This is a genomic window from Aeromonas sp. sif2416 (genome assembly GCF_019218665.1).
GTDB lineage: Bacteria > Pseudomonadota > Gammaproteobacteria > Enterobacterales > Aeromonadaceae > Aeromonas > Aeromonas encheleia.
Genome location: NZ_JAHUXC010000002.1, coordinates 247,858 through 268,527, shown reverse-complemented (window position 1 = coordinate 268,527; position 20,670 = coordinate 247,858). Strand labels below are relative to the sequence as shown.

The following is a 20,670-nucleotide window of genomic DNA, read 5'->3' as shown; positions in this document are numbered from 1 at the left end:
AAAAAAATGATTGAAATCATTAACTACCAAGTTTATTGATTAAAAGCATATCAACCATGGCAGATGGGCGATGCCACTCTCTGCATATGCATATCAATAAAAAGTAGAAACAGTCATCACCCTGCGTTGAGGGTTTCTTGGGCAGAGGGTGATATAGTCCATGACTCGAGAGATCGGAGCCAGATGGCCTCTAAGACCACCCCTGGCGATGATGATTTATCACATCAAGGAGATGTTATGAGCAGTCCGTTTATCGAACAGATCAAAGTACGTCGTACCATCTATGCCCTGGGTGACCAGGTTCCTCATTCACCGGCAAAGCTGACCGCCCTGATCCAGGATGCCGTCAAGCACAGCCCTTCATCCTTCAACTCCCAGAGCTCCCGTGCCGTCATCCTGTTTGGGGCCGAGCACCACAAGCTGTGGGACATCGTCAAGGCGGAACTGAAGAAGATAGTCCCGCCCGAAGCCTATCCCCAGAGCGAAGCCAAGGTGGATGGCAGCTTCCGTGCCGGTTTCGGCACAGTGCTGTTCTTCGAAGACAGGGCCGTCATTGAGGATCTGCAGCAAAAGTTTGCCCTCTATGCCGACAACTTCCCGATCTGGTCCGAGCATGCCACCGGCATCGCCCAGTTTGCGGTCTGGACCGCCCTGGCACAGGAGGGGATCGGCGCCTCCCTGCAGCACTACAACCCGCTGATCGACGAGGCCGTCCGCAAGGAGTGGGATCTGCCCGCCAGCTGGCTGCTGCGCGCCCAGATGCCCTTCGGCAGCATCAAGCAACCGGCCGGTGACAAGACCTTCATCGACGACGACGTCCGCTTCCGGGTCTTCGGCTAGGTATCCACGCCCCCTCAACCAGGGGGCGTTTTCTCACCCCGTCCGCGCACAGTTTCCCAGCTGCCCCCATACTCAGGGCAAACCACCCGCCATCAGGAGAGCCGCATGGGAGAGGCCACACACCAGCGCATCTTGTCCACTCTCAACCCCTTGTTTGTCCTGCTGTCCGTCGCCACCATCATCCTCCTGTTTTCGCTCGTCGGCATCTTCACCCGCCCTCCCAACCTGCTGGCGGCCTTCTGGCCTGCCAATGCCGTCCTGCTCGGCATCATGCTGCGTTACCCGCCCCTGGCCTCGCCTCCTGGCTGGCTGGGGGCCTGATCGGCTATCTGCTCGCCGCCCTCTTTACCCAGGACCCACCGCTCAGGGCGCTCTATCTGGCCAAGCACAACGGCCGCAACCGGGTGGAGCAGCACAGGGACGAGGCGCCGAACGGCCAGCCGGGGGAGGCTGCGGCCTCCCCCGGCGCGGAGCCGCACGCCCCCTGATACCCGCGCGGATGAGGGCGAGAGTCGGGGCCCGGCCTCAGTCGAGCAGGCGGTTCGGAAAATGGAGCTGCAGGCCGGTCTCATCCTCGCTCAGCCGGATCTGCCGCCAGTCTCGCAGCCGCGCCCTCACCCGGCTATCGAGCAGTTTATCGCCCCCGATCTGCACCACCTGGCAGCCAGCCTGCAGGGCGCTTTGTATGCCCGCCGCCGCATCCTCAAACACCAGGCAATCGGCGGGGGCGAGGCCGAGCCGGCTCGCGCCAAGCAGATAGGGCTCGGGATCCGGCTTGCCCCGCACCACATCCTCGGCCCCAATCAACAGCCTCGGCAGCGGCAAGCCGGCGCTGGCCAACCGGTGCCGCGCCACCCGCTGACTGGCCGAGGTGACCAGTGCCCAGCGCGCGGCCGGCAGGCTCGCCAGCAGGGTGCGGGCCCCGGCGATCGGCTCAGCCGCCCCCGTGTGGCGGATCTCCAACTCGTCGAGCAGGGCTAGCTCCACCGCCAGGTCCAGATGCGGCGCCAGGGCCCCGAGCACCTCCCGCGCCCGCACCCCATGGCACATTGCCAACAGGGGTTCAGGCGCCAGCTGATGGCGACGACACCAGAGTCGCCACACGGTTTCCACCTCGCCGGTGGAGTGGATCAGGGTGCCATCCATGTCCAGCAGCAGCGCCCTGGCCCGCAAGATCTGTGCGCTCATGGGGTCGCCCCCGCCAGCAGGGACTCGGCGCCGGACAGGGAGGCGGCCAGTGCCTGGCGCTGGGCCCCCGCCTCGTAGCAGGCGAGCGCCTGCTCGGTGTCGCTCGCCCACACCTGCAAGGGGGCGAGCACGAAGCCCTGTTGCAACAGGCTGATCAGCAGCTCGCCCGTCTCCGGGGCGGCCAACGGCTGGGCCATGATCAGCCTCCCCTTGAGCAAAAACAGATAGCGTTCGGTGTGCATGATGCGATTCCTCGTTCCCGGTCAAGCCAGCAGTTGGCCCGTTACGACACCATTAGAACAAGGCAGATAGATAATTTATAATCACTAAATCGCCACATTGGATAACCAAACGGAATGAAATTCGACCTGAGGCAACTGCAGGCATTCGTGATGCTGGCCGAGACGGCCAACTACCGGGAGGCCGCCCACCGGCTGTTCATCACCCAGCCGGCGCTGACCAAGCAGATCCAGGGGCTGGAGCTGACGCTCGGCACCACCCTGTTCAACCGGGGCCGTCACGGCGCCGAGCTGACCGCCATCGGTGCCCAGTTGCTCACCCAGGCCAGCGCCCTGGTCGAGCACGGCAAGGGCTTCGAGCGCCATGCCCTGGCACTGGCGAGCGGCGTCGCCGGGCGGCTCAAGATGGGCTTCGGGCTGTCGAGCTTCGCACTGGCCCCCTCGCTGGTGGCCCGCTTCAAGCAGCAAGCCCCCGATGTGATGGTGCACCTGCAGGACATGACCTCGGCCATCCAGCACGAGCGGCTGCTGTCGGGGCAGTTGCAGCTCGGCTTCATGCGGCGGCCAGAGGCGCCCCAGCTGCAGGAGTACCGGCTGTTGACCGATCGGCTGGTGCTGGCCGTGCCGACCCAGATGACCAGGCCGGATCCTGCCCGCTTCGATGTGGAGTGGGCGCTGACCCATCAGCCGCTGCTGCAGATGGTGGGCCATCGCTGCCCCGGCCTCAGCCAGCAGATCGCCAGCTTCCTCGGCGCCAACCGGCTGACCGGCATGATCCAGGAGGCGGAAGATATTCAGACCCTGGTGGCCCTGGTGGCCGCCGGGATAGGCAATGCCATACTGCCGCGCAGCGTCAGCTTCATCGCCGGCCCGGACGTGACCCTCTACCCCCTGTCTGGCCCTTACTCGGAGTGGGAAATCAGCCTGGTGTGGAACCCCTCCTTCGCCGATCCCATCCGCGATCGCTTCCTGCAACTGGTCAGGGAGACCCACCCGGAGGCCATTACCGCCCCCTGATGGCGACGGGGCGAACAAAAGAAGGGCCGCTCGGCTCAGCCGAGCGACCCTTGCCACCTCGAGGGCTCAATGGCCGCACCACTGACGTTCACAAGGGATGCCATTCCCTCTCCCTTTGCCATCCATCTTGGTGTTAGGGCAATTTTCAAGGAACCAGGTCGCCTCCTCGCAGGAAGTCATCTGGGAGCAGTAGACCCGGCCGTCGCACTGACGGATAAAGGTGGATGCCTGTGGCGTGCTATGGGAACTGCTGACCTCATCCTGACTGAAAGAGGAAACGGAGGAGGGTGAGACCGACTCGGCCGAGAAGCGGGAGTAGATGGAAAACAGCCCTGCCAGCACCAGCAGGGGAATCAACTTGCCACGCCAGTCACCCCTGCGCCTATAGGAGGGCAGGAGGCGGGGTCTTGGTGCCGCCGGTCGATCAGAGCGGCTTGCCATGCCGACAGATTCATTGCGCGCAGGCGAGGGCCGCTCGCTGGCGGGGCCGGTTCCCTGCGCCAACGACAGGGGCCGATCGGGGAAGTACACCTGCAGGGCGCGGGGCTTGTCGTCCTTGCCCACCCCCAGATGGTAGGAGACCCGCTCCCCGACCTCGGGGGCCCTGCCATCGAAGTGCAGGGCGGAGACATGCACGAAGATCTCGGCCCCTCCCTGCTGCGGTTTGATGAACCCGAAGCCGCGCTGGGGGTTCCAGCTCGCGATCCTGCCCTGATAACCCATGCCCTCATCCTTGTGGCCACCGATCCAAGTCCCATCATGCCTCGAAACGGACCCGTCTCGACAGGGGCTGGCGGATAAAATGTGAGCGACGTGGGCAATGCGGCGGCGGGAGCTCAGCTCAGCTGGCCGACCTTGATGATTTCGGCGATGCGGCCGAGCATCCGCAGCGAGCCGTGGTGCTCTATGGCATCTGCCGCGGCGCAGGCATCCTCCAGGATGCTGATGGTGTAGTCCCGATCGTGGCCATCCCGGGCGGCGGCCTGAATGGCCCAGCTGGTGCTCACCCCGCACAGGTAGAGATGATCAATCCGGTTGGCCCGCAGGGCGGGTTCCAGCGCGGTGCCGTAGAAGGGGCTGACCCTGGGCTTGGTCAGCACCAGATCGCCGGGCTGCACATCCAGCTCGGGATGAAAATCGGTGCCGCTATCGGCCAGCGACAGCGCGCCGAACTGGTGCGCCCGGCCAAACATCGGGGAGCCCTTGGGCTGCAGCCGATACCCTCCGTCAAAGCCCACCTTCATCAGGATCACCAGCCAGCCCTGGGCGCGGGCATGGGCCAGCGCCTGATTGGCGTGGGTGATGGCATCCTGCTCCAGCACATGGGCCGCCGAGGCGGCGATGCGCCCGTCCGGGTGGGCCAGATCGTTGATAAAGTCGATCACCAGCAGTGCCTTGTTCATGGTGCAAGCTCCCTCGTTGTTTATACCAGCCCCAGTGCGTAGCGTAGCGCCATCTCCTTGAGCGGGCCCGCCCTGTCCGCCAGGGTGAGCGCCAGATTGCGGGCGAGCCTGAGCGGCCCTATCTCGTTGCTGAACACCCCGTAGAAGAGATCCATCCCCGACTGCATCAGCAGGTTGTCCGGACGGCGCCGGCGCTCGTAGCGCCCGGCCAGGGCGAGCTGGTGCCAGTCGCCGCCGGCCTTGTGCAGCAACTCGACCCAGCAGGCCACGTCCTTGAAGCCGAGGTTGACCCCCTGCCCCGCCAGCGGGTTGATGGTGTGGGCGGCGTCGCCGAGCAGCAGCACCCGCCCGGCGTGATAGTCGTTGGCATGGCGGCGCACCAGCGGGAAGCTGCCGTTGCCGGTCACCAGGAAACCGCCGAGCCGGGCCGGGAAGTGCTGGCGCACCTCGGCGGTCAGGGCCTCATTGCTCATGGCGGACAGGGCCCGGATGCGGGCCGGGCTGTCGTACCACACCAGGGAGCCGTGCCGGCCCGGCAGCGGCAGAAAGGCGCGCGGGCCGCTCGGGGTGAACTGCTGCCAGGTGATGTCTTCCTGCTCGAAGTCGGTATCTATGTTGATCAGCATGCAGTGCTGGCGATACTCGAAGCGCGACACCCCGATCCCGGCGAGACGGCGGGTGAGCGACTCGGCGCCGTCGCAGGCCAGCACCCAGCGCGCCTGCAGCTCGGTACCATCGTCGAGCAGCAGGGTGGCGTGGTCGGCGCTCTGCTGCAGCCGCGTCACCGCCGCCGGGGTATGGGTCTGGATGTTGGGGAAATCTTCCATTCGCTTCAGCAGGGCGAGCTGCACCAGCCGGTTCTCGATGATGTAGCCGAGCTGGGGCAGGCCGAGGTCGGCGGCATCGAAGCGGGTGGCGAAGCCGTCCAGCTCCCAGGTCTCCAGCCGGCGATAGGGGCACAGCCGCATCTGTTGCAGCCCTTGCCAGGCACCGGCCTGGGTCAGCAGGGCCACCGAGGCCTGGCTGATGGCGGAGACCCGCAGATCCAGCGGCTGCTCGGGGGAAAACGGCGCCGGCAGTTGGGTCTCGATGACCCGGACGTTGAGGCCCTGGCTCGCCAGCAGACAGGCGGTGGCGGCACCGACCATGCCGGCGCCGACGATGGCGATATCACAGTGTTGCATAGCGAGTTTCCTGAGAAAGGGGTCGCCCCGGACAAGGATAGAGGGGCCAAACCGAATGGGGGCATGATACCGCAAGGGGGCGCGATAAACAGTGAGACAGGCGGCGAATTGCCGTGCCAAATCAGGGGCAAAGCCCGTGCTGGCGGGAGGGAGGGCCCCACTGGCGGGCTGGATATTCGCTAGTCAGTGCCCGGATTGCGGAGTAAAATGCCCGGTCCTTTGACCCTGTCGATTACAAAAAACAGTCAAGAGTAGCGATGAGCAAGAAACTTCACATTAAAACCTGGGGCTGCCAGATGAACGAGTATGACTCGTCCAAGATGGCGGACCTGTTGGACGCCAGCCATGGTTATCAGCTGACCGATGAGCCCGCAGAGGCCGACGTCTTGCTGCTCAACACCTGTTCCATTCGTGAGAAGGCGCAGGAGAAGGTGTTCCACCAGCTCGGGCGCTGGAAGAAGCTCAAGTTGAAAAAGCCAGGCCTGGTGATAGGTGTGGGTGGCTGCGTCGCCTCTCAGGAAGGGGCGAGCCTGCGCCAGCGCGCCCCCTATGTGGACATCGTCTTCGGCCCGCAGACCCTGCATCGTCTGCCCGCCATGATCAAGCAGGTCCAGGAGGGCCGGGGCGCCCAGATAGACATCGCCTTCCCCGAGATCGAGAAGTTCGACAACCTGCCAGAGCCGCGCGCCGAGGGCCCCACCGCCTTCGTCTCCATCATGGAAGGCTGCTCCAAGTACTGCTCCTTCTGCGTGGTGCCCTACACCCGTGGCGAGGAGGTGAGCCGCCCGCTGGACGATGTGCTCTATGAAATCGCCCAGCTCGCCCAGCAGGGCGTGCGCGAGGTGAACCTGCTCGGCCAGAACGTCAACGCCTACCGCGGCCCGACCTTCGATGACCAGCACTGCACCTTCGCCGAGCTGCTGCGACTGGTGGCCGCCATCGACGGCATCGATCGCATTCGCTACACCACCAGCCACCCCATCGAATTCACCGACGACATCATCGAGGTCTACAAGGACACGCCGGAAGTGGTCAGCTTCCTGCACCTGCCGGTGCAAAGTGGCTCCGACCGTATCTTGACCATGATGAAGCGTCCGCACACGGTGCTGGAGTACAAGTCCAAGATCCGCCGCCTGCGCAGCGTCCGTCCCGACATCACCATGAGCTCCGACTTCATCGTCGGCTTCCCGAACGAGACAGACGAAGACTTCGAGGCCACCATGAAGCTGATCGAGGAGATCAACTACGACATGAGCTTCAGCTTCATCTACAGCCCGCGCCCCGGCACCCCGGCCGCCGATCTGCCGGATGACGTCGACATGGAGGTGAAGAAGGCCCGCCTGGCCCGGCTGCAGAACCAGATCAATCACCAGTCGATGCTCATCGGTCGCGCCATGCTGGGCTCGGTGCAGCGCATCCTGGTGGAGGGCCCCTCCAAGATGGATCCCATGCAGCTCAGTGGCCGCACAGAGAACAACCGGGTGGTCAACTTCGAGGGCTCCCATACCCTGATCGGTGGCTTCGCCGACGTGGAGATCACCGACGTGCGGCCCTACTCCCTGCGCGGTCTCTTCATCCGTGGTGAGGACGAGATGAATCTGCGCATCGCCACCGCGCCGAGCGAGATCCTGGCGCGCCGGCCCGACAACGTGCCCGATGATCTGGGCGTCGCGGCCTTCAGACCCCACTAATTTCCCGATCCCCCTCCGCCAGCCGGAGGGGGAAACAGCTGAGACGAGGACACTTTGAGCCGACACATCTCGACCCTGAACCTGCACCTGGAGCCCGCCGACAACCTGCGCCTCGCCAGCCTGTGCGGTCCCTTCGACGACAATCTCAAGCAGCTGGAGCGCCGTCTCGGCGTAGAGATCAGCTACCGTGACAACCATTTCCAGCTGCTCGGCAAGCAGGCCCAGGTGGACGCCGTCGCCGTCATCCTCAAGCACCTCTATGTGGAAACCCAGCCCCTCAAGGGCGGCAAGGTGACCGACATCACCCCCGAGATGGTGCACCTGTCGGTGCAGGAGTCCCGTGTATTGGAACAGAGAGAGTTGGAGCAGGATGACGAGGCGCCGAGCCAGCCCCATGGCAAGGAGGTGACGGTCAAGACCAAGCGCGGCCTCATCAAGCCCCGCAGCCCCAATCAGGCGCAGTACATCGCCAACATAGTGCGCCACGACATCAGCTTCGGCATAGGCCCGGCCGGTACCGGCAAGACCTATCTCGCCGTGGCCGCGGCGGTGGACGCCCTGGAGCGCCAGGAGATCCGCCGCATCCTGCTGACCCGCCCGGCGGTGGAGGCGGGGGAGAAGCTTGGCTTCCTGCCGGGGGATCTCTCCCAGAAGGTGGACCCCTACCTGCGTCCGCTCTACGACGCCCTGTTCGAGATGCTGGGCTTCGAGCGGGTGGAGAAGCTGATCGAGCGCAACATCATCGAGGTGGCGCCGCTCGCCTATATGCGCGGAAGAACATTGAATGATGCCTTCATCATCCTCGACGAGGCCCAGAACACCACCACCGAGCAGATGAAGATGTTCCTGACCCGCATCGGCTTCAACTCCAAGGCGGTGGTGACCGGTGACATCACCCAGGTGGATCTGCCACGCAGCACCAAGTCCGGCCTGCGCCACGCACTGGAGGTACTGCAGGGGGTCGATGGCCTGTCGTTCAACTTCTTCGAATCCAAAGACGTGGTGCGCCACCCGGTGGTGGCCCGCATAGTGCAAGCCTACGAGGCGTTCGACGCCGCGCAGGCCGAGTCCCTCCCGGCCAAGTCCAATAAAACCAATTCAAGAGAAGAGAGTGCCCAATGAGCGTGACCCTGGATCTGCAACTGGCCTGTGCTGACGAGCAAGGACTGCCGAGCGAAGCCCAGCTGCAAGGCTGGCTCGACGGCACCCTCCTCGGCTTTCAGGATGAAGCCGAGGTGACGGTACGGCTGGTGGACGAGGCGGAGAGCCGCGAGCTCAACCTCACCTACCGTGGCAAGGACAAGCCCACCAACGTGCTCTCCTTCCCGTTCGAAGCCCCTCCCGGCATGGAGCTGCCGCTGCTCGGCGATCTGGTGATCTGTCGCCAGGTGGTCGAGGCCGAGGCCGCAGAGCAGGGTAAAACCCTGGACGCGCACTGGGCTCACATGGTTGTGCACGGCAGTCTGCATCTGCTAGGTTATGACCATATCGAGGATGAGGAAGCCGAAGAGATGGAGGCGCTGGAGCGCGACATCATGCAGGAACTCGGCTTCCCCGACCCCTATCTTGACGATGAGGTCGAGGCCTGAAGGCGAACGGAAAGCCGAGGCGATGGCGCACCGCAGGCGCGCGACATCCGGCAGAAACTCGGCTTCCCAACACCTAATATTGACGATGAAGAATGAGTGCCGAGGAGGCGGGTCACAGTATTGAAACAGACTGCGGCCATCCTCACTTAGCACAGCCAAGAACCCCTATGTTCAATGAGTAACCAAGAGAAAAAATGACCGACGAACACCCTAGTACCGGCTCGCCGAAGAAAACCTGGCTCGACAAACTCAGCCAACTCTTCCAGGGCGAGCCAAAAGACCGTAACGATCTGGTGGACGTGATCGCCGATGCCGAGGAGCGAGACCTCATCGATCAGGACACCAAGGACATGATCGAAGGCGTGCTCGAAATAGCCGAGCTGCGCGTGCGTGACATCATGATCCCCCGCTCCCAGATGGTGACCATAGAGAAGTCCCAGCCGGTGGACCAGTTCCTGCCGGTCATCATCGAATCCGGCCACTCCCGCTTCCCGGTGATCAACGAAGACAAGGATCATGTGGAAGGCATTCTGCTCGCCAAGGATCTGCTGCCATTCGGCTTCGGCGGCCACCATGCCAGCGAGCCGCTGCAGCTCGAGCAGATCCTGCGCCCCACTGTGATAGTGCCGGAAAGCAAGCGGGTCGATCGGCTGCTCAAGGAGTTCCGCGAGGAGCGCTACCACATGGCCATAGTGGTGGATGAGTTCGGCGGGGTCTCAGGTCTGGTGACCATCGAGGACATATTGGAGCTCATCGTCGGCGAGATCGACGACGAATTTGACGACATCGAGGATGAACAGGAAGAGATCCGCCGCATCAGCAAGCGGGTCTTCTCGGTCAGCGCCCTCACCGAGATCGAAGACTTCAACGACTTCTTCGGCACCCAGTTCAGCGATGAAGAGGTGGACACGGTCGGCGGTCTGGTGATGCACGCCTTCAGCCACCTGCCGAAGAAGGGTGAGGAGATCGAGCTGGACGGCTACCTGTTCAAGGTCATGCATGCCGACCGCCGTCGCCTGCAGCAACTTCAGGTCAAGATCCCGGAGAATCACGCGGCTGCCCAGCCCGAGTCCTGATCCCGCGTCATCATGATCTGACGATTCAGCGCCCCTGCTTGCAGGGGCGCTTGTCATTTCAGCACTGCCGTCTCGCCTGCTCGCCACCATCAACGCCGCCTCAATACGGCGTCGAAATCCCGATGGTCGGGAGGCTCGCCGTTGGCGCGCTTTGCGGTTAAGATGTCGGCCACTTAACTTTTATTCAGCCCAATTCGAGCCCCTAGCCCAGTGAAATCGAAACTTCTGACAAGCCTATGTGCCTTTGCTTGTGGCGCACTCGCCGTGCTGGCCTTCTCCCCCTTCGGCTACTGGCCTCTGGTGATCCCCTCCCTGCTCGGCCTCTATGCACTACTGGACAAGGCCAACCCCAAACAGGCCGCCTGGCGCGGTTTTGGTTACGCCATGGGGCTCTTCCTGCCGGGTCAGTGGTGGATCCACGTCAGCATGACGGAGTTCGGCGGCATACCGCTGCCGGCGGCCTTCGTGTTGCTGGCGGGGCTGGCAGCTTATCTCTCTCTCTACCCGACCCTGGCCTGCTGGGTCTTTGCCCGCTGCTTCAGCGGCCGCCACTGGAGCCGTTGGCTGCTCGCCTTCCCGGCGCTCTGGCTGGTGGCCGACTGGCTGCGGGGCTGGGTGATGACCGGCTACCCCTGGCTCTGGTTTGGCTATACCCAGATCGACGGCCCCCTCAAGGGCTTCGCCCCCATCCTCGGGGTGCAGGGCATCACGCTGGCGCTGCTGATGTGTACCTCCGCGCTCTGGCTGACCTGGCAGAGCCGCAAGCCGGCCTGGCTGCTGTTGCCCGTCGCCCTGGTGGGCGCCGCCCAGGGGCTGATGCAGCTCAACTGGGTGACCCGGGGCGAACCGGTCAAGGTGGCGCTGGTGCAGGGCAACATAGCCCAGTCCCTCAAGTGGGATCCGGAGGCCCTGGTGCCGACGGTGCGCACCTATCAGGACTTGAGCCGCGAGAACCAGGATGCCGACGTCATCATCTGGCCCGAATCGGCGATCCCGGCCATCGAGAAGGAGATGGGCAGCTATCTGGAGAGCCTGGACAAGGCGATGAAGGTGAACGACACCGGCCTGCTGGCGGGCATCATCCATTACGATCCAGTGCAGCAGCGCTTCTTCAACACAGTGCTGGGCATGGGGGTGCAGGATCTGGACGGCAAGGAGTCCTATCACTACGAGCACAAGAACCGCTACTCCAAGTACCACCTGCTGCCCATAGGGGAATATGTGCCGTTTGAAGATTGGCTGCGTCCCATCGCCCCCTTCTTCAACCTGCCCATGTCCTCCTTCAGCCCGGGGGATGCGGTGCAGCCGAACCTGATCGCCAAGGGGCTCAAGTTCGCCGCCGCCATCTGCTACGAGATCATCTTCCCGGACGAGGTGCGCCGCAACGTCCAGCCGGATACCGACTTCCTGCTGACGGTCTCCAACGATGCCTGGTTCGGCACCAGCATAGGCCCCTGGCAGCACATGGAGATAGCCCGCATGCGCGCGCTGGAGCTGGCTCGCCCGCTGCTGCGCGACACCAACACCGGCATCACCATAGTCACCGAGATCGACGGCAGCATCATCGCCCAGATCCCGCAGTTCGAGGCCGGGGTGCTGCGCACCGAGGTGCGGCCGGCCCACGGCTCGACCCCCTATCTGCGCTTCGGCAGCTGGCCGCTGTACGGCCTGACCGCCCTGCTGCTCGGGCTGGCACTGACGCTGCGCCCCCGTGCCCACCCCTGGGCGCGTCAGCTCTGAGCCAACGCTCGCCCATAAAAGAGGCGCCCTCCAGGGGCGCCTCTTTTCATTGGCAAGGATAGCGGCGGCACTCAGGGTGACAGCGGCTCGCGGTGATACTCGTTGGCGCCGCACTCGGGGCAGGTGCCGAGTCGCTCCGGGTGCAGCACCGTATGGCGCCATTCGCAGTGATCGCACACCAGCACCCCGAGCCCGACCCAGTCGCCGGCCCGGTAGATGCCCTTGTGTTCCAGCTCCTCCGCCAGCTCACTCCACTCCACCTGAGCCCGGTCGGTCACGTCCGCCAGCCAGGACCAGGCGGTATCCTTCAACGCCAGCATGAAGGCGGACTCCGGCGCCTCGGCCCGCCCCTCGTCGTAGTTGCCAAGATCCCGCTTCACATACTCGGCGATCAGCGCCAATTCGTCCTGGGTCAGATCCCCGGCCGCCTCCAGATAGGCCTGCACCTTGTCGATCATCCGGTTGAGGCGCTCCCCCTGGAACTCTTCGGTCTCCTGCCATTGCTTTTTAAGCTGAGCGATGAAGGCTTCGTACCCTTGTCGACGTTTGTCCATGGTCGTTACTCCTCTGCTGAACCCTGATCGTGCCTGGCACGAGGCGGGGCGGATGCTGGCGGTTGTTGCCGCCGCAGGATATGGGTATTCTATCGGGATTTCCCAGCTGATTTATCTATTCATTTCACAGATCCGGATGTCACCAATGCAAGAGCAATACGTTCCCCAATCCATAGAACCAGCAGTGCAACAGCACTGGGATGCCAAGAAAACCTTCAAGGCCGTGGAGAAAGTAGACAAAGAGAAGTTCTACTGCCTCTCCATGTTCCCCTATCCGTCTGGTCGTCTACACATGGGGCACGTGCGTAACTACACCATAGGTGATGTGATCTCCCGTTATCAACGGCTCAATGGCAAGAACGTGCTGCAACCCATCGGCTGGGATGCCTTCGGTCTGCCGGCAGAAAACGCCGCCATCAAGAACAACACGGCACCGGCGCCCTGGACCTACGAAAACATCGAATACATGAAGAACCAGCTCAAGATGCTGGGGCTCGGCTACGACTGGGATCGCGAGCTGGCGACCTGCAAGCCGGACTACTACCGCTGGGAGCAGTGGTTCTTCACCAAGCTCCACGAGAAGGGCCTGGTCTACAAGAAGACCTCCTCCGTCAACTGGTGCCCGAACGACATGACGGTGCTGGCCAACGAGCAGGTGATCGACAACTGCTGCTGGCGCTGTGACACCCCGGTGGAGCAGAAAGAGATCCCCCAGTGGTTCATCAAGATCACCGACTATGCCGAAGAGCTGCTCAACGACATCGACAACCTGGACGGCTGGCCAGAGATGGTCAAGACCATGCAGCGCAACTGGATTGGCCGCTCCGAAGGGGTCAACATCCACTTCCAGATAGCCGATCAGGATGGCGACCTCGAGGTCTACACCACCCGTCCTGATACCTTCATGGGCGTGACCTATGTGGGCATCGCCGCCGGTCACCCGCTGGCCACCCAGGCTGCCGCGACCAATCCAGAGCTGGCCGTCTTCATCGAGGAGTGCAAGCACACCAAGGTGGCCGAGGCTGAGATGGCGACCATGGAGAAGAAGGGCATGGCCACCGGCCTCTACGCCATTCACCCGCTGGATGGCCGCAAGGTGCCGGTCTGGGTCGCCAACTTCGTGCTGATGAACTATGGCACCGGCGCCGTGATGGCGGTCCCCGGCCACGATCTGCGCGACCATGAGTTCGCCACCAAGTACGGCCTCGAGATCAAGGCCGTCATCAAGCCCGCCGAGGGTGAGGTGCCGGACGTTGCTGCCGCCGCCTATACCGACAAGGGTGTGCTGTTCAACTCCGGCGAGTTCGACGGCCTCGAGTTCCAGGCCGCCTTCGATGCCATCGCCACCAAGCTGGAAGCGATCGGCAAGGGCAAGCGCACCGTCAACTTCCGCCTGCGCGACTGGGGCGTCTCCCGTCAGCGCTACTGGGGCGCCCCCATCCCCATGTTGACCCTGGCCGACGGCACCGTAGTGCCGACCCCGGAGGATCAACTGCCGGTGCTGCTGCCGGAAGATGTGGTGATGGATGGCATCCAGAGCCCGATCAAGGCCGATGCCGCCTGGGCCAAGACCACCTATAACGGCCAGGAAGCGTTCCGCGAGACCGATACCTTTGACACCTTTATGGAGTCCTCCTGGTATTACGCCCGCTACTGCTCCCCGGACTACGACAAGGGCATGCTGGATCCCGCGGCCGCCAACCACTGGCTGCCGGTGGATCAGTACATAGGCGGCATCGAGCACGCCTGTATGCACCTGCTCTACGCCCGCTTCTTCCACAAGCTGCTGCGCGACGCCGGTCTGGTCAACAGCGACGAGCCGTTCAAGCGCCTGCTCTGCCAGGGCATGGTGCTGGCCGACGCCTTCTACTACAAGGACGAGAAGGGCGGCAACGTCTGGGTCAGCCCGACCGAGGTCAAGGTGGCGCGTGACGACAAGGGTCGCATCACCAAGGCCACCGACCTTGAGGGCCGTGAGGTGATCCACTCCGGCATGACCAAGATGTCCAAGTCCAAGAACAACGGCATCGATCCCCAACTGATGGTGGAGCGTTACGGCGCCGATACCGTGCGCCTGTTCATGATGTTCGCCTCCCCGGCCGACATGACCCTGGAGTGGTCCGACTCCGGCGTCGAAGGGGCCCAGCGCTTCCTGCGTCGCCTGTGGCGCCTGACCTTCGAGCACGTCAGTGCAGGTGCCGCCCCCGCGCTGAACCTGGCCGCCCTGACCGGCGATCAGAAAGCGGTGCGCCGCGAGCTGCACAAGACCATCGCCAAGGTGAGCGATGATGTGGGCCGTCGCCAGACCTTCAACACCGCCATCGCCGCCATCATGGAGCTGATGAACAATCTCTCCAAGCTGGATACCGGCGAGCAGGATCGCGCCCTGATGCAGGAAGCGCTGGAAGCGGTCGTGGTCATGCTCTACCCCATCACCCCGCACATCGGCTTCGAGCTGTGGAAGATGCTGGGCAAAGAAGGGGACATCGACGTAGCCAGCTGGCCGGTGGCCGACGAGAGCGCCATGGTCGAGACCGAGAAGCTGGTGGTGGTGCAGATCAACGGCAAGATGCGCGGCAAGCTGACAGTGCCGGCCGAGATCAGCCAGGCCGAAGTCGAGAAGCTGGCCATGGCCGATGCCTCGGTGCAGAAGTTCACCGAAGGCCTGACCGTGCGCAAGGTGGTCTACGTACCGGGCAAGCTGCTCAACATCGTCGCCAACTGATGATCCGGCGGCGGGCTGGTGCCCGCCGTCGTTCCAGCCATTCAAAGAGGAATTCACATGGGCATGTCCCTTACTCGCTGGATTGCCATCGCGCTGACGGGCCTGCTGCTGCAGGCCTGCGGTTTTCAGATGCGGGGCACCGCTATCCCCCCCGAGCTGATGACCATGAAGGTGGTCGGTGACAACAAGAGCGATTTCTACCGGCTGGTGACCACCCGCCTCAAGGCCTCAGGAGTGACCCTGGCGGACAAGGAAGGCATCCCGGTGCTGACCCTGGCAGGCGTTCGCAGCAGCAGTCAGGTTGCCTCCGTCGACTCCATCGGTCAGGAGCGTGAGTACCTGCTGGGTTACAGCACCCAGTTCAGCATCACAGTGCCGGGCAAGCCGACCCAGGTCTTCCCCATCACCTTCAACCGCAGCTTCCTGAACAAGCCGGACGCGGCGCTCGCCTCGTCTCGCGAGCAGGAGCAGCTCGGCAAGGAGATGCAGGAGCAGGCCGCGAACCTGGTGATCCGCCAGCTCAGCCAGGTCAAGTTCTGATGCGAGTATCTTGATGAGAGTCTACCCCGAGCAGTTTGCGGACCATCTCAAAGCAGGGCTCAAGCCCTGCTATCTCGTTTTTGGTGACGAGCCGCTGCTCAAGCTGGAGGCCATCGACGCCATCCGGCAGGTGGCCGGCAAGCAGGGTTTCGATGAACGCCACAGCTTCGTGGTCGAAGCCGGGCTGGACTGGAATCAGGTCTACGATGCCTGCCAGGCCATGAGCCTGTTCTCGGCCCGCCAGATCATCGAGCTGGAACTGCCCGCCAAGGTCGACAAGGATCTCGCCGCCCGCATCACCGAGATCGGCAAGCAGCTGCATCCCGACCTGCTGCTGGTACTGAGCGGCAATCGCCTCAACCAGACCCAGATGAAAGCAGCCTGGTTCGACAAGCTGAGCCAGAACGGCACCTATGTGCCGGTCAACCACCCCGAGCCCCGCTTCTTCCCACGCTGGATGAGCGCTCGTTTTCAGCGTTTCGGCCTCAAGGCTCTGCCGGACGCCATCAACTTCATGTGCCACGCCTATGAGGGCAACCTGCTGGCCGCGAGCCAGGAGATAGAGAAGCTGACCCTGCTGGCGCCGCCCCAACCCATCAGCGTCGCCTATCTGCAAGAGACCATCATACGTCACGCCCATTTCACGCCGTTCCAGCTCATCGATACCCTGCTGGAGGGCAAGGTGAACCGGGCCCAGCGCATCCTGCTGGCGCTGCGGGCCGAAGGCACCGAGCCCGGCATGCTGGCCTGGGCCCTGTGCCGCGAGCTGGAGCAGCTCACCGAGCTGGCGCTGGCCGCCCGCGCCGGTCAGCCGCTGGTGGAGCACTTCTCCCGGTTGCGCATCTGGCAGAGTCGCCAGCAGCTGATCCAGCAGGCCCTGACCCGGCTGCCCTTCACCAAGCTGCAGCAGCTGTGGCAGCTGATGGCCCAGCTGGACGACGCCCAGCGCCGCTTCGATACCGAGCGGGCCTGGCTGATGCTGCAGACCCTGGCGCTCGGTTTTCGCGATGGCGCGCCGCTGCCCCTGCTGGAGCCTTCAGCATGATGAAGGCGCCTATAGGCATCCTGGGCGGCACCTTCGATCCCATCCACATCGGCCATCTGAGACCCGCCATCGAGGCCCAGGGCACGCTCGGGCTGGCCGAGGTGCGCCTGGTGCCGAACCATATCCCGCCCCACAGAGCCAGTCCGTTCTGCACCAGCGAGCAACGCCTCGCCATGGTCAGGCTGGCGGCGGCGGAGACCCCGGGCTTCGTGGTGGATGAGCGGGAGCTCAGGCGAGACAGCCCCTCCTACACCATAGAGACGCTGATCGAACTGCGACGGGAGCTGCCGGACACCCCGCTCTGCTTCCTGATGGGGATGGACTCCTTGCTCGGCCTGCCGGGCTGGCATCGCTGGCGGGAGCTGCTCGACTATGCCCACCTGGTGGTGAGCATGCGCCCGGGCTGGCAACCTGACTACCCGGCCGAGGTGGCCAGTCTGCTGGCCCGCCACCAGAGCAGGCAGTTGTCGGATCTGCACCGCCACCGCCACGGCCACATCTGGCTGGCGGACAACCTGCCCATAGAACTGTCGGCCACCCGGCTGCGGGCCCTGCTGGCCGCGGGTCAGGATCCCAGATACCTGTTGCCGGCCTCGGTGGCCAGCTACATACGGCAGCAAGGGCTCTACCAGCCCGCCCCCTGAATGTCGTAGACAGGAGTCGCCATGCCCATGCCACAATCCCGCACTCGGGCACCTGGCTCCGGAGCCGACACCCTGAGGCGCAGCCGGCATCGGGCTGACTATTGTCTGGCCCGGTTGCGCACTATAGTGATCAACAAGGGCCCCGCCCGTCGGCGTGACCCCGGCTTCCTTGCCCTTTACCAAGCTGGGAAACGGGAATGACCATGATATAATCCGCCGCCCTCATGCTGTACAAGCGCGCCGGAAGATAGGAGAAGACATTGCAAGGCCAAGAATTACTCGCCTTTATCGTCGACAAGATCGATGACATGAAAGGTCGCGACATCATCACCCTGGATGTACGCGGCAAATCCAGCATCACGGACACCATGATCATCTGCTCCGGCAACTCCAGTCGCCATGTCAGCTCTATCGCCCACCATCTGGCCAGCGAGGCCCGCCACGCCGGGATCGCGCTGCTCAGCGTGGAAGGCCAGCTCACCGGTGAATGGGCGCTGGTAGACCTGGGGGTCGTCATAGTGCACGTGATGCAGGACGAATACCGCGACTTCTACCAACTGGAAAAACTCTGGGGCGGCGCCCAAGTGCCAACGCAATAGAGTGTGCAGGCGTAACAAAGGGTGCAAGTGTAATAAAAGATGAAGATCCAGTTGATTGCGGTGGGCACCAAGATGCCCGCCTGGGTAGAGCGTGGCTTCGAAGAGTACCGTCGCCGTTTCCCGAAAGACATGCCATTCGAGTTGGTCGAGATAGGCGCAGGCAAACGCGGCAAGAATGCCGACATTCCCCGCATCCTGCAGAAGGAGGGGGAAGCCATGCTGGCCGCCGCCGGCCGCTCCCGCCTCGTGACCCTGGACATCCCGGGCAAACCCTGGACCACTGAGCAGCTCGCCGCTTCGCTGGAAGCCTGGAAGCTGGATGGTCGCGACGTGGCACTGCTGGTGGGGGGGCCCGAGGGTCTCTCCCCCGAGTGCAAGGCCGCCGCCGAGCAGAGCTGGTCGCTGTCACCGCTGACCCTGCCCCATCCGCTGGTGCGGGTGCTGGTGGCCGAGAGCCTCTATCGCGCCTGGAGCATCACCACCAATCATCCGTATCACAGGGAGTGAGCCATGAGTCTCTGGTCCATCACCCCCCATGTTCATTCATGTCACAGGGAGCGGCCCCATCGGGTTTCAGTCGCTGCCCTTCATCGGCCATAAGGTAACGGCATGCTGAAGAATCGCATCGAGATGCGCGATCACAGTGCCGAGGGACGGCTGTTCTTCCGGCGCACCCTGGTCGCCTACATCGGCATGGTCATCCTCATGCTGGTGCTGCTGGGGAACCTCTACTACCTGCAAGTAGAGTCTTACGACACCTATCAGACCCGTTCCAACGACAACCGCATCCGGGTGGTACCGGTGGCGCCGCCACGGGGCCTCATCTATGACGCCAACGGCGTGCTGCTGGCGGAGAACCGCCCTGTCTACAGCCTGGAAATCGTGCCCGAAGAGACCGGCGATCTGGAGAAGACCGCCGACGAGCTGATCACCCTGCTGGCGCTGCCGGAGGGGACCAAGGAAAAGTTCCTGGCGGAGGTCAAGCGTCAGCGCCGCTTCAAGCCGGTCCCCCTGTTCGAGAAGCTGACCGAGTATCAGGTCGCCCTTTTCTCGGTCAACCAGCACAACTACCCGGGCGCCAGCATCGAGGCCTATCTCAAGCGTTACTATCCGTTTGGCGATACCCTGACCCATGCGCTCGGCTATGTGGCCAAGATCAACACCCGCGACGTGGAGCGCCTCGATAAAGAGGAAAAACTCGCCAACTATGCCGCCACCAAAGACATCGGCAAGCAGGGGGTGGAGAAGTTCTACGAGGATCAGCTGCACGGCGTGGCGGGCTATCAGGAGGTCGAGGTCAACAACCGCGGCCGGGTGGTGCGCACCCTCAAGTTCCAGCCCCCCGAGCCCGGCAAGGACATCTACCTCAACATCGACATCCGCCTGCAACTGAAGGCGCAGGAGCTGCTGGCCGGTCGCCGGGGCGCCATCGTCATGATGGATCCCAACACCGGCGCCATCCTGGCCATGGAGTCGAGCCCGAGCTACGACCCCAACCTGTTCGTGACCGGCATCTCCAACACCAACTATTCGGCGCTGCTCAACGATCCTGCCCGCCCGCTAGTGAACCGCACCACTCAGGGCATCTATGCCCCCGCCTCCACCGTCAAACCCATGATGGCGGTGATGGGGCTGAACGAGGGGGCCATCACTCCCAACTACCGTTACTTCGGCGGCCCCAGCTTCTCCATCCCGGGCACCACCAAGAAGTTCCGCGACTGGCGCCGTTGGGGCCATGGCTGGCTCGATGTCTACCGCGCCATCGAGGTGTCGGCGGATACCTATTTCTACGATCTCGCCTACCGGGTCGGCATCGACAAGATCCACGCCTACATGACCAAGTTCGGCTTCGGTCAGTACAGCGGCGTCGATCTGTACGAGGAGACCAAGGGCGTCATGCCGTCCCGTGACTGGAAGATGGCACGCTGGCGTCAGCCCTGGTATCAGGGGGACACCATCTCCATCGGCATCGGCCAGGGCTACTGGAGCTCCACCCCGATCCAGCTGGCCAAGGCGATCAGCATACTGACCCAGAACGGTCACGACGTGACGCCGCACCTGCTCAAGAGCACCGCCTCGGCGGACGGGGTGGTCAACGCCCCCATCAACCCGAACGTGGCCATCGCCGCCAAGAGCGACACCTACTGGCAGGTGGCCAAGGACGGCATGTGGCGCGTCATCAACGGCCATGAGGGCACCGGCCGTCGCGCCTTCGCCAACACCCCCTACAAGGCGGCGGGCAAGTCCGGTACCGCCCAGGTGGTGGGCCTGAAAGAGAACCAGGTCTACAACGCGGCCACCACCAAGGTGGAGCACCGCGACAACGCGCTGTTCGTCGCATTCGCGCCATTCGAGGCGCCCAAGGCGGTGGTCGCCCTGGTGCTGGAGAACGCCGGTGGTGGTAGCTCCATGGGCGCGCCTGTCGCCCGTCACATGCTGGATGCCTACCTGCTGCCGCCGGAGCCCCAGCTGCCGCCCGCCCCCAGCAAGCCGCCCACCCTTAGCCCGGATCAGAGCGAGGCCGTCCCCCAATGAGTAACTCCGCACACCAGCAGAGCATCTTGCCACCCCAGGCCATCCATGCAGCACGAGGGCT

General features: G+C 63.7%; 21 protein-coding genes. 15 read left to right on the top strand and 6 right to left on the bottom strand.

What is annotated here, in order from left to right:
- Nucleotides 1-237: 237 nt before the first annotated feature.
- Together KW821_RS04590 and KW821_RS04585 are read left to right on the top strand one after the other, a co-directional pair.
- Nucleotides 238-840, top strand: coding sequence for a nitroreductase family protein (locus tag KW821_RS04590; RefSeq protein ID WP_042652738.1), 603 nt, complete (start codon nt 238-240; stop codon nt 838-840).
- A gap of 105 nt (nt 841-945) precedes the next feature.
- Nucleotides 946-1,161: a hypothetical protein gene (locus tag KW821_RS04585; RefSeq protein ID WP_042652739.1), complete on the top strand. Its 216-nt coding sequence runs from the start codon at nt 946-948 to the stop codon at nt 1,159-1,161.
- A 204-nt stretch (nt 1,162-1,365) separates the two neighbouring features.
- Here KW821_RS04585 and KW821_RS04580 read toward each other — a convergent pair whose 3' ends face one another.
- Together KW821_RS04580 and KW821_RS04575 are read right to left on the bottom strand one after the other, a co-directional pair.
- The gene (locus tag KW821_RS04580) at nt 1,366-2,028 is read right to left on the bottom strand and encodes an HAD-IA family hydrolase (RefSeq protein ID WP_042652740.1); all 663 of its coding nucleotides are present in this window, start codon (nt 2,026-2,028) and stop codon (nt 1,366-1,368) included.
- The gene (locus KW821_RS04575; RefSeq protein WP_042652741.1) at nt 2,025-2,270 is read right to left on the bottom strand and encodes a hypothetical protein; all 246 of its coding nucleotides are present in this window, start codon (nt 2,268-2,270) and stop codon (nt 2,025-2,027) included. Before KW821_RS04575 ends, KW821_RS04580 begins: the two co-directional genes overlap by 4 nt.
- Nucleotides 2,271-2,384: 114 nt before the next feature.
- Between KW821_RS04575 and KW821_RS04570 the strand changes: the two genes are divergently transcribed.
- Complete coding sequence (locus KW821_RS04570; RefSeq protein ID WP_218290582.1) at nt 2,385-3,284, top strand: LysR family transcriptional regulator; 900 nt, start codon at nt 2,385-2,387, stop codon at nt 3,282-3,284.
- A 66-nt stretch (nt 3,285-3,350) separates the two neighbouring features.
- Here the strand turns inward: KW821_RS04570 and KW821_RS04565 are convergent, their stop codons facing one another.
- The 3 genes from KW821_RS04565 to KW821_RS04555 form a co-directional block, all read right to left on the bottom strand.
- Nucleotides 3,351-4,007, bottom strand: a complete 657-nt coding sequence (locus KW821_RS04565) for a cold shock domain-containing protein (protein ID WP_218290581.1) — start codon at nt 4,005-4,007, stop codon at nt 3,351-3,353.
- Nucleotides 4,008-4,120: 113 nt separating this feature from the next.
- Entirely contained in the window at nt 4,121-4,687 is a 567-nt protein-coding gene (locus KW821_RS04560) for a cysteine hydrolase family protein (protein WP_042652744.1), read from the bottom strand.
- 20 nt (nt 4,688-4,707) lie between these two features.
- Nucleotides 4,708-5,871 carry an FAD-dependent oxidoreductase gene (locus tag KW821_RS04555; RefSeq protein WP_218290580.1) on the bottom strand — a complete coding sequence of 388 codons (1,164 nt, stop codon included), beginning with the start codon at nt 5,869-5,871 and terminating at the stop codon, nt 4,708-4,710.
- A gap of 257 nt (nt 5,872-6,128) precedes the next feature.
- Between KW821_RS04555 and miaB the strand changes: the two genes are divergently transcribed.
- From miaB to lnt, 5 genes are all read left to right on the top strand, one after another.
- Nucleotides 6,129-7,562, top strand: a complete 1,434-nt coding sequence (gene miaB, locus KW821_RS04550; RefSeq protein ID WP_218290579.1) for a tRNA (N6-isopentenyl adenosine(37)-C2)-methylthiotransferase MiaB — start codon at nt 6,129-6,131, stop codon at nt 7,560-7,562.
- Between the two features lie 54 nt (nt 7,563-7,616).
- Nucleotides 7,617-8,684 (top strand): PhoH family protein, encoded by a 1,068-nt coding sequence (locus KW821_RS04545; RefSeq protein WP_218290578.1) that lies wholly within the window; start codon nt 7,617-7,619, stop codon nt 8,682-8,684.
- The gene (ybeY, locus tag KW821_RS04540; RefSeq protein ID WP_218290577.1) at nt 8,681-9,151 is read left to right on the top strand and encodes an rRNA maturation RNase YbeY; all 471 of its coding nucleotides are present in this window, start codon (nt 8,681-8,683) and stop codon (nt 9,149-9,151) included. Before KW821_RS04545 ends, ybeY begins: the two co-directional genes overlap by 4 nt.
- Nucleotides 9,152-9,345: 194 nt before the next feature.
- The gene (corC, locus tag KW821_RS04535) at nt 9,346-10,227 is read left to right on the top strand and encodes a CNNM family magnesium/cobalt transport protein CorC (protein WP_042652749.1); all 882 of its coding nucleotides are present in this window, start codon (nt 9,346-9,348) and stop codon (nt 10,225-10,227) included.
- A 210-nt stretch (nt 10,228-10,437) separates the two neighbouring features.
- Nucleotides 10,438-11,967 (top strand): apolipoprotein N-acyltransferase, encoded by a 1,530-nt coding sequence (lnt, locus tag KW821_RS04530; RefSeq protein WP_218290576.1) that lies wholly within the window; start codon nt 10,438-10,440, stop codon nt 11,965-11,967.
- A gap of 71 nt (nt 11,968-12,038) precedes the next feature.
- Here the strand turns inward: lnt and KW821_RS04525 are convergent, their stop codons facing one another.
- Nucleotides 12,039-12,521: a zinc ribbon-containing protein gene (locus KW821_RS04525; protein ID WP_218290575.1), complete on the bottom strand. Its 483-nt coding sequence runs from the start codon at nt 12,519-12,521 to the stop codon at nt 12,039-12,041.
- A gap of 145 nt (nt 12,522-12,666) precedes the next feature.
- Between KW821_RS04525 and leuS the strand changes: the two genes are divergently transcribed.
- From leuS to mrdA, 7 genes are all read left to right on the top strand, one after another.
- Entirely contained in the window at nt 12,667-15,246 is a 2,580-nt protein-coding gene (gene leuS, locus KW821_RS04520; RefSeq protein WP_218290574.1) for a leucine--tRNA ligase, read from the top strand.
- Between the two features lie 57 nt (nt 15,247-15,303).
- On the top strand, nt 15,304-15,786 hold the full coding sequence (lptE, locus tag KW821_RS04515; protein ID WP_218290573.1) for an LPS assembly lipoprotein LptE: 483 nt from the start codon (nt 15,304-15,306) through the stop codon (nt 15,784-15,786).
- Nucleotides 15,787-15,799: 13 nt separating this feature from the next.
- A complete protein-coding gene (holA, locus tag KW821_RS04510) occupies nt 15,800-16,831 on the top strand; it encodes a DNA polymerase III subunit delta (protein WP_218290572.1) in 1,032 nt (343 codons plus the stop codon).
- A complete protein-coding gene (gene nadD / locus KW821_RS04505; protein WP_218290571.1) occupies nt 16,828-17,475 on the top strand; it encodes a nicotinate-nucleotide adenylyltransferase in 648 nt (215 codons plus the stop codon). Before holA ends, nadD begins: the two co-directional genes overlap by 4 nt.
- Nucleotides 17,476-17,735: 260 nt before the next feature.
- Nucleotides 17,736-18,074: a ribosome silencing factor gene (rsfS, locus tag KW821_RS04500; RefSeq protein WP_042652756.1), complete on the top strand. Its 339-nt coding sequence runs from the start codon at nt 17,736-17,738 to the stop codon at nt 18,072-18,074.
- A 39-nt stretch (nt 18,075-18,113) separates the two neighbouring features.
- Nucleotides 18,114-18,581 carry a 23S rRNA (pseudouridine(1915)-N(3))-methyltransferase RlmH gene (gene rlmH / locus KW821_RS04495; protein WP_042652757.1) on the top strand — a complete coding sequence of 156 codons (468 nt, stop codon included), beginning with the start codon at nt 18,114-18,116 and terminating at the stop codon, nt 18,579-18,581.
- A 102-nt stretch (nt 18,582-18,683) separates the two neighbouring features.
- On the top strand, nt 18,684-20,609 hold the full coding sequence (gene mrdA / locus KW821_RS04490; protein ID WP_218290570.1) for a penicillin-binding protein 2: 1,926 nt from the start codon (nt 18,684-18,686) through the stop codon (nt 20,607-20,609).
- Nucleotides 20,610-20,670 lie beyond the last annotated feature (61 nt).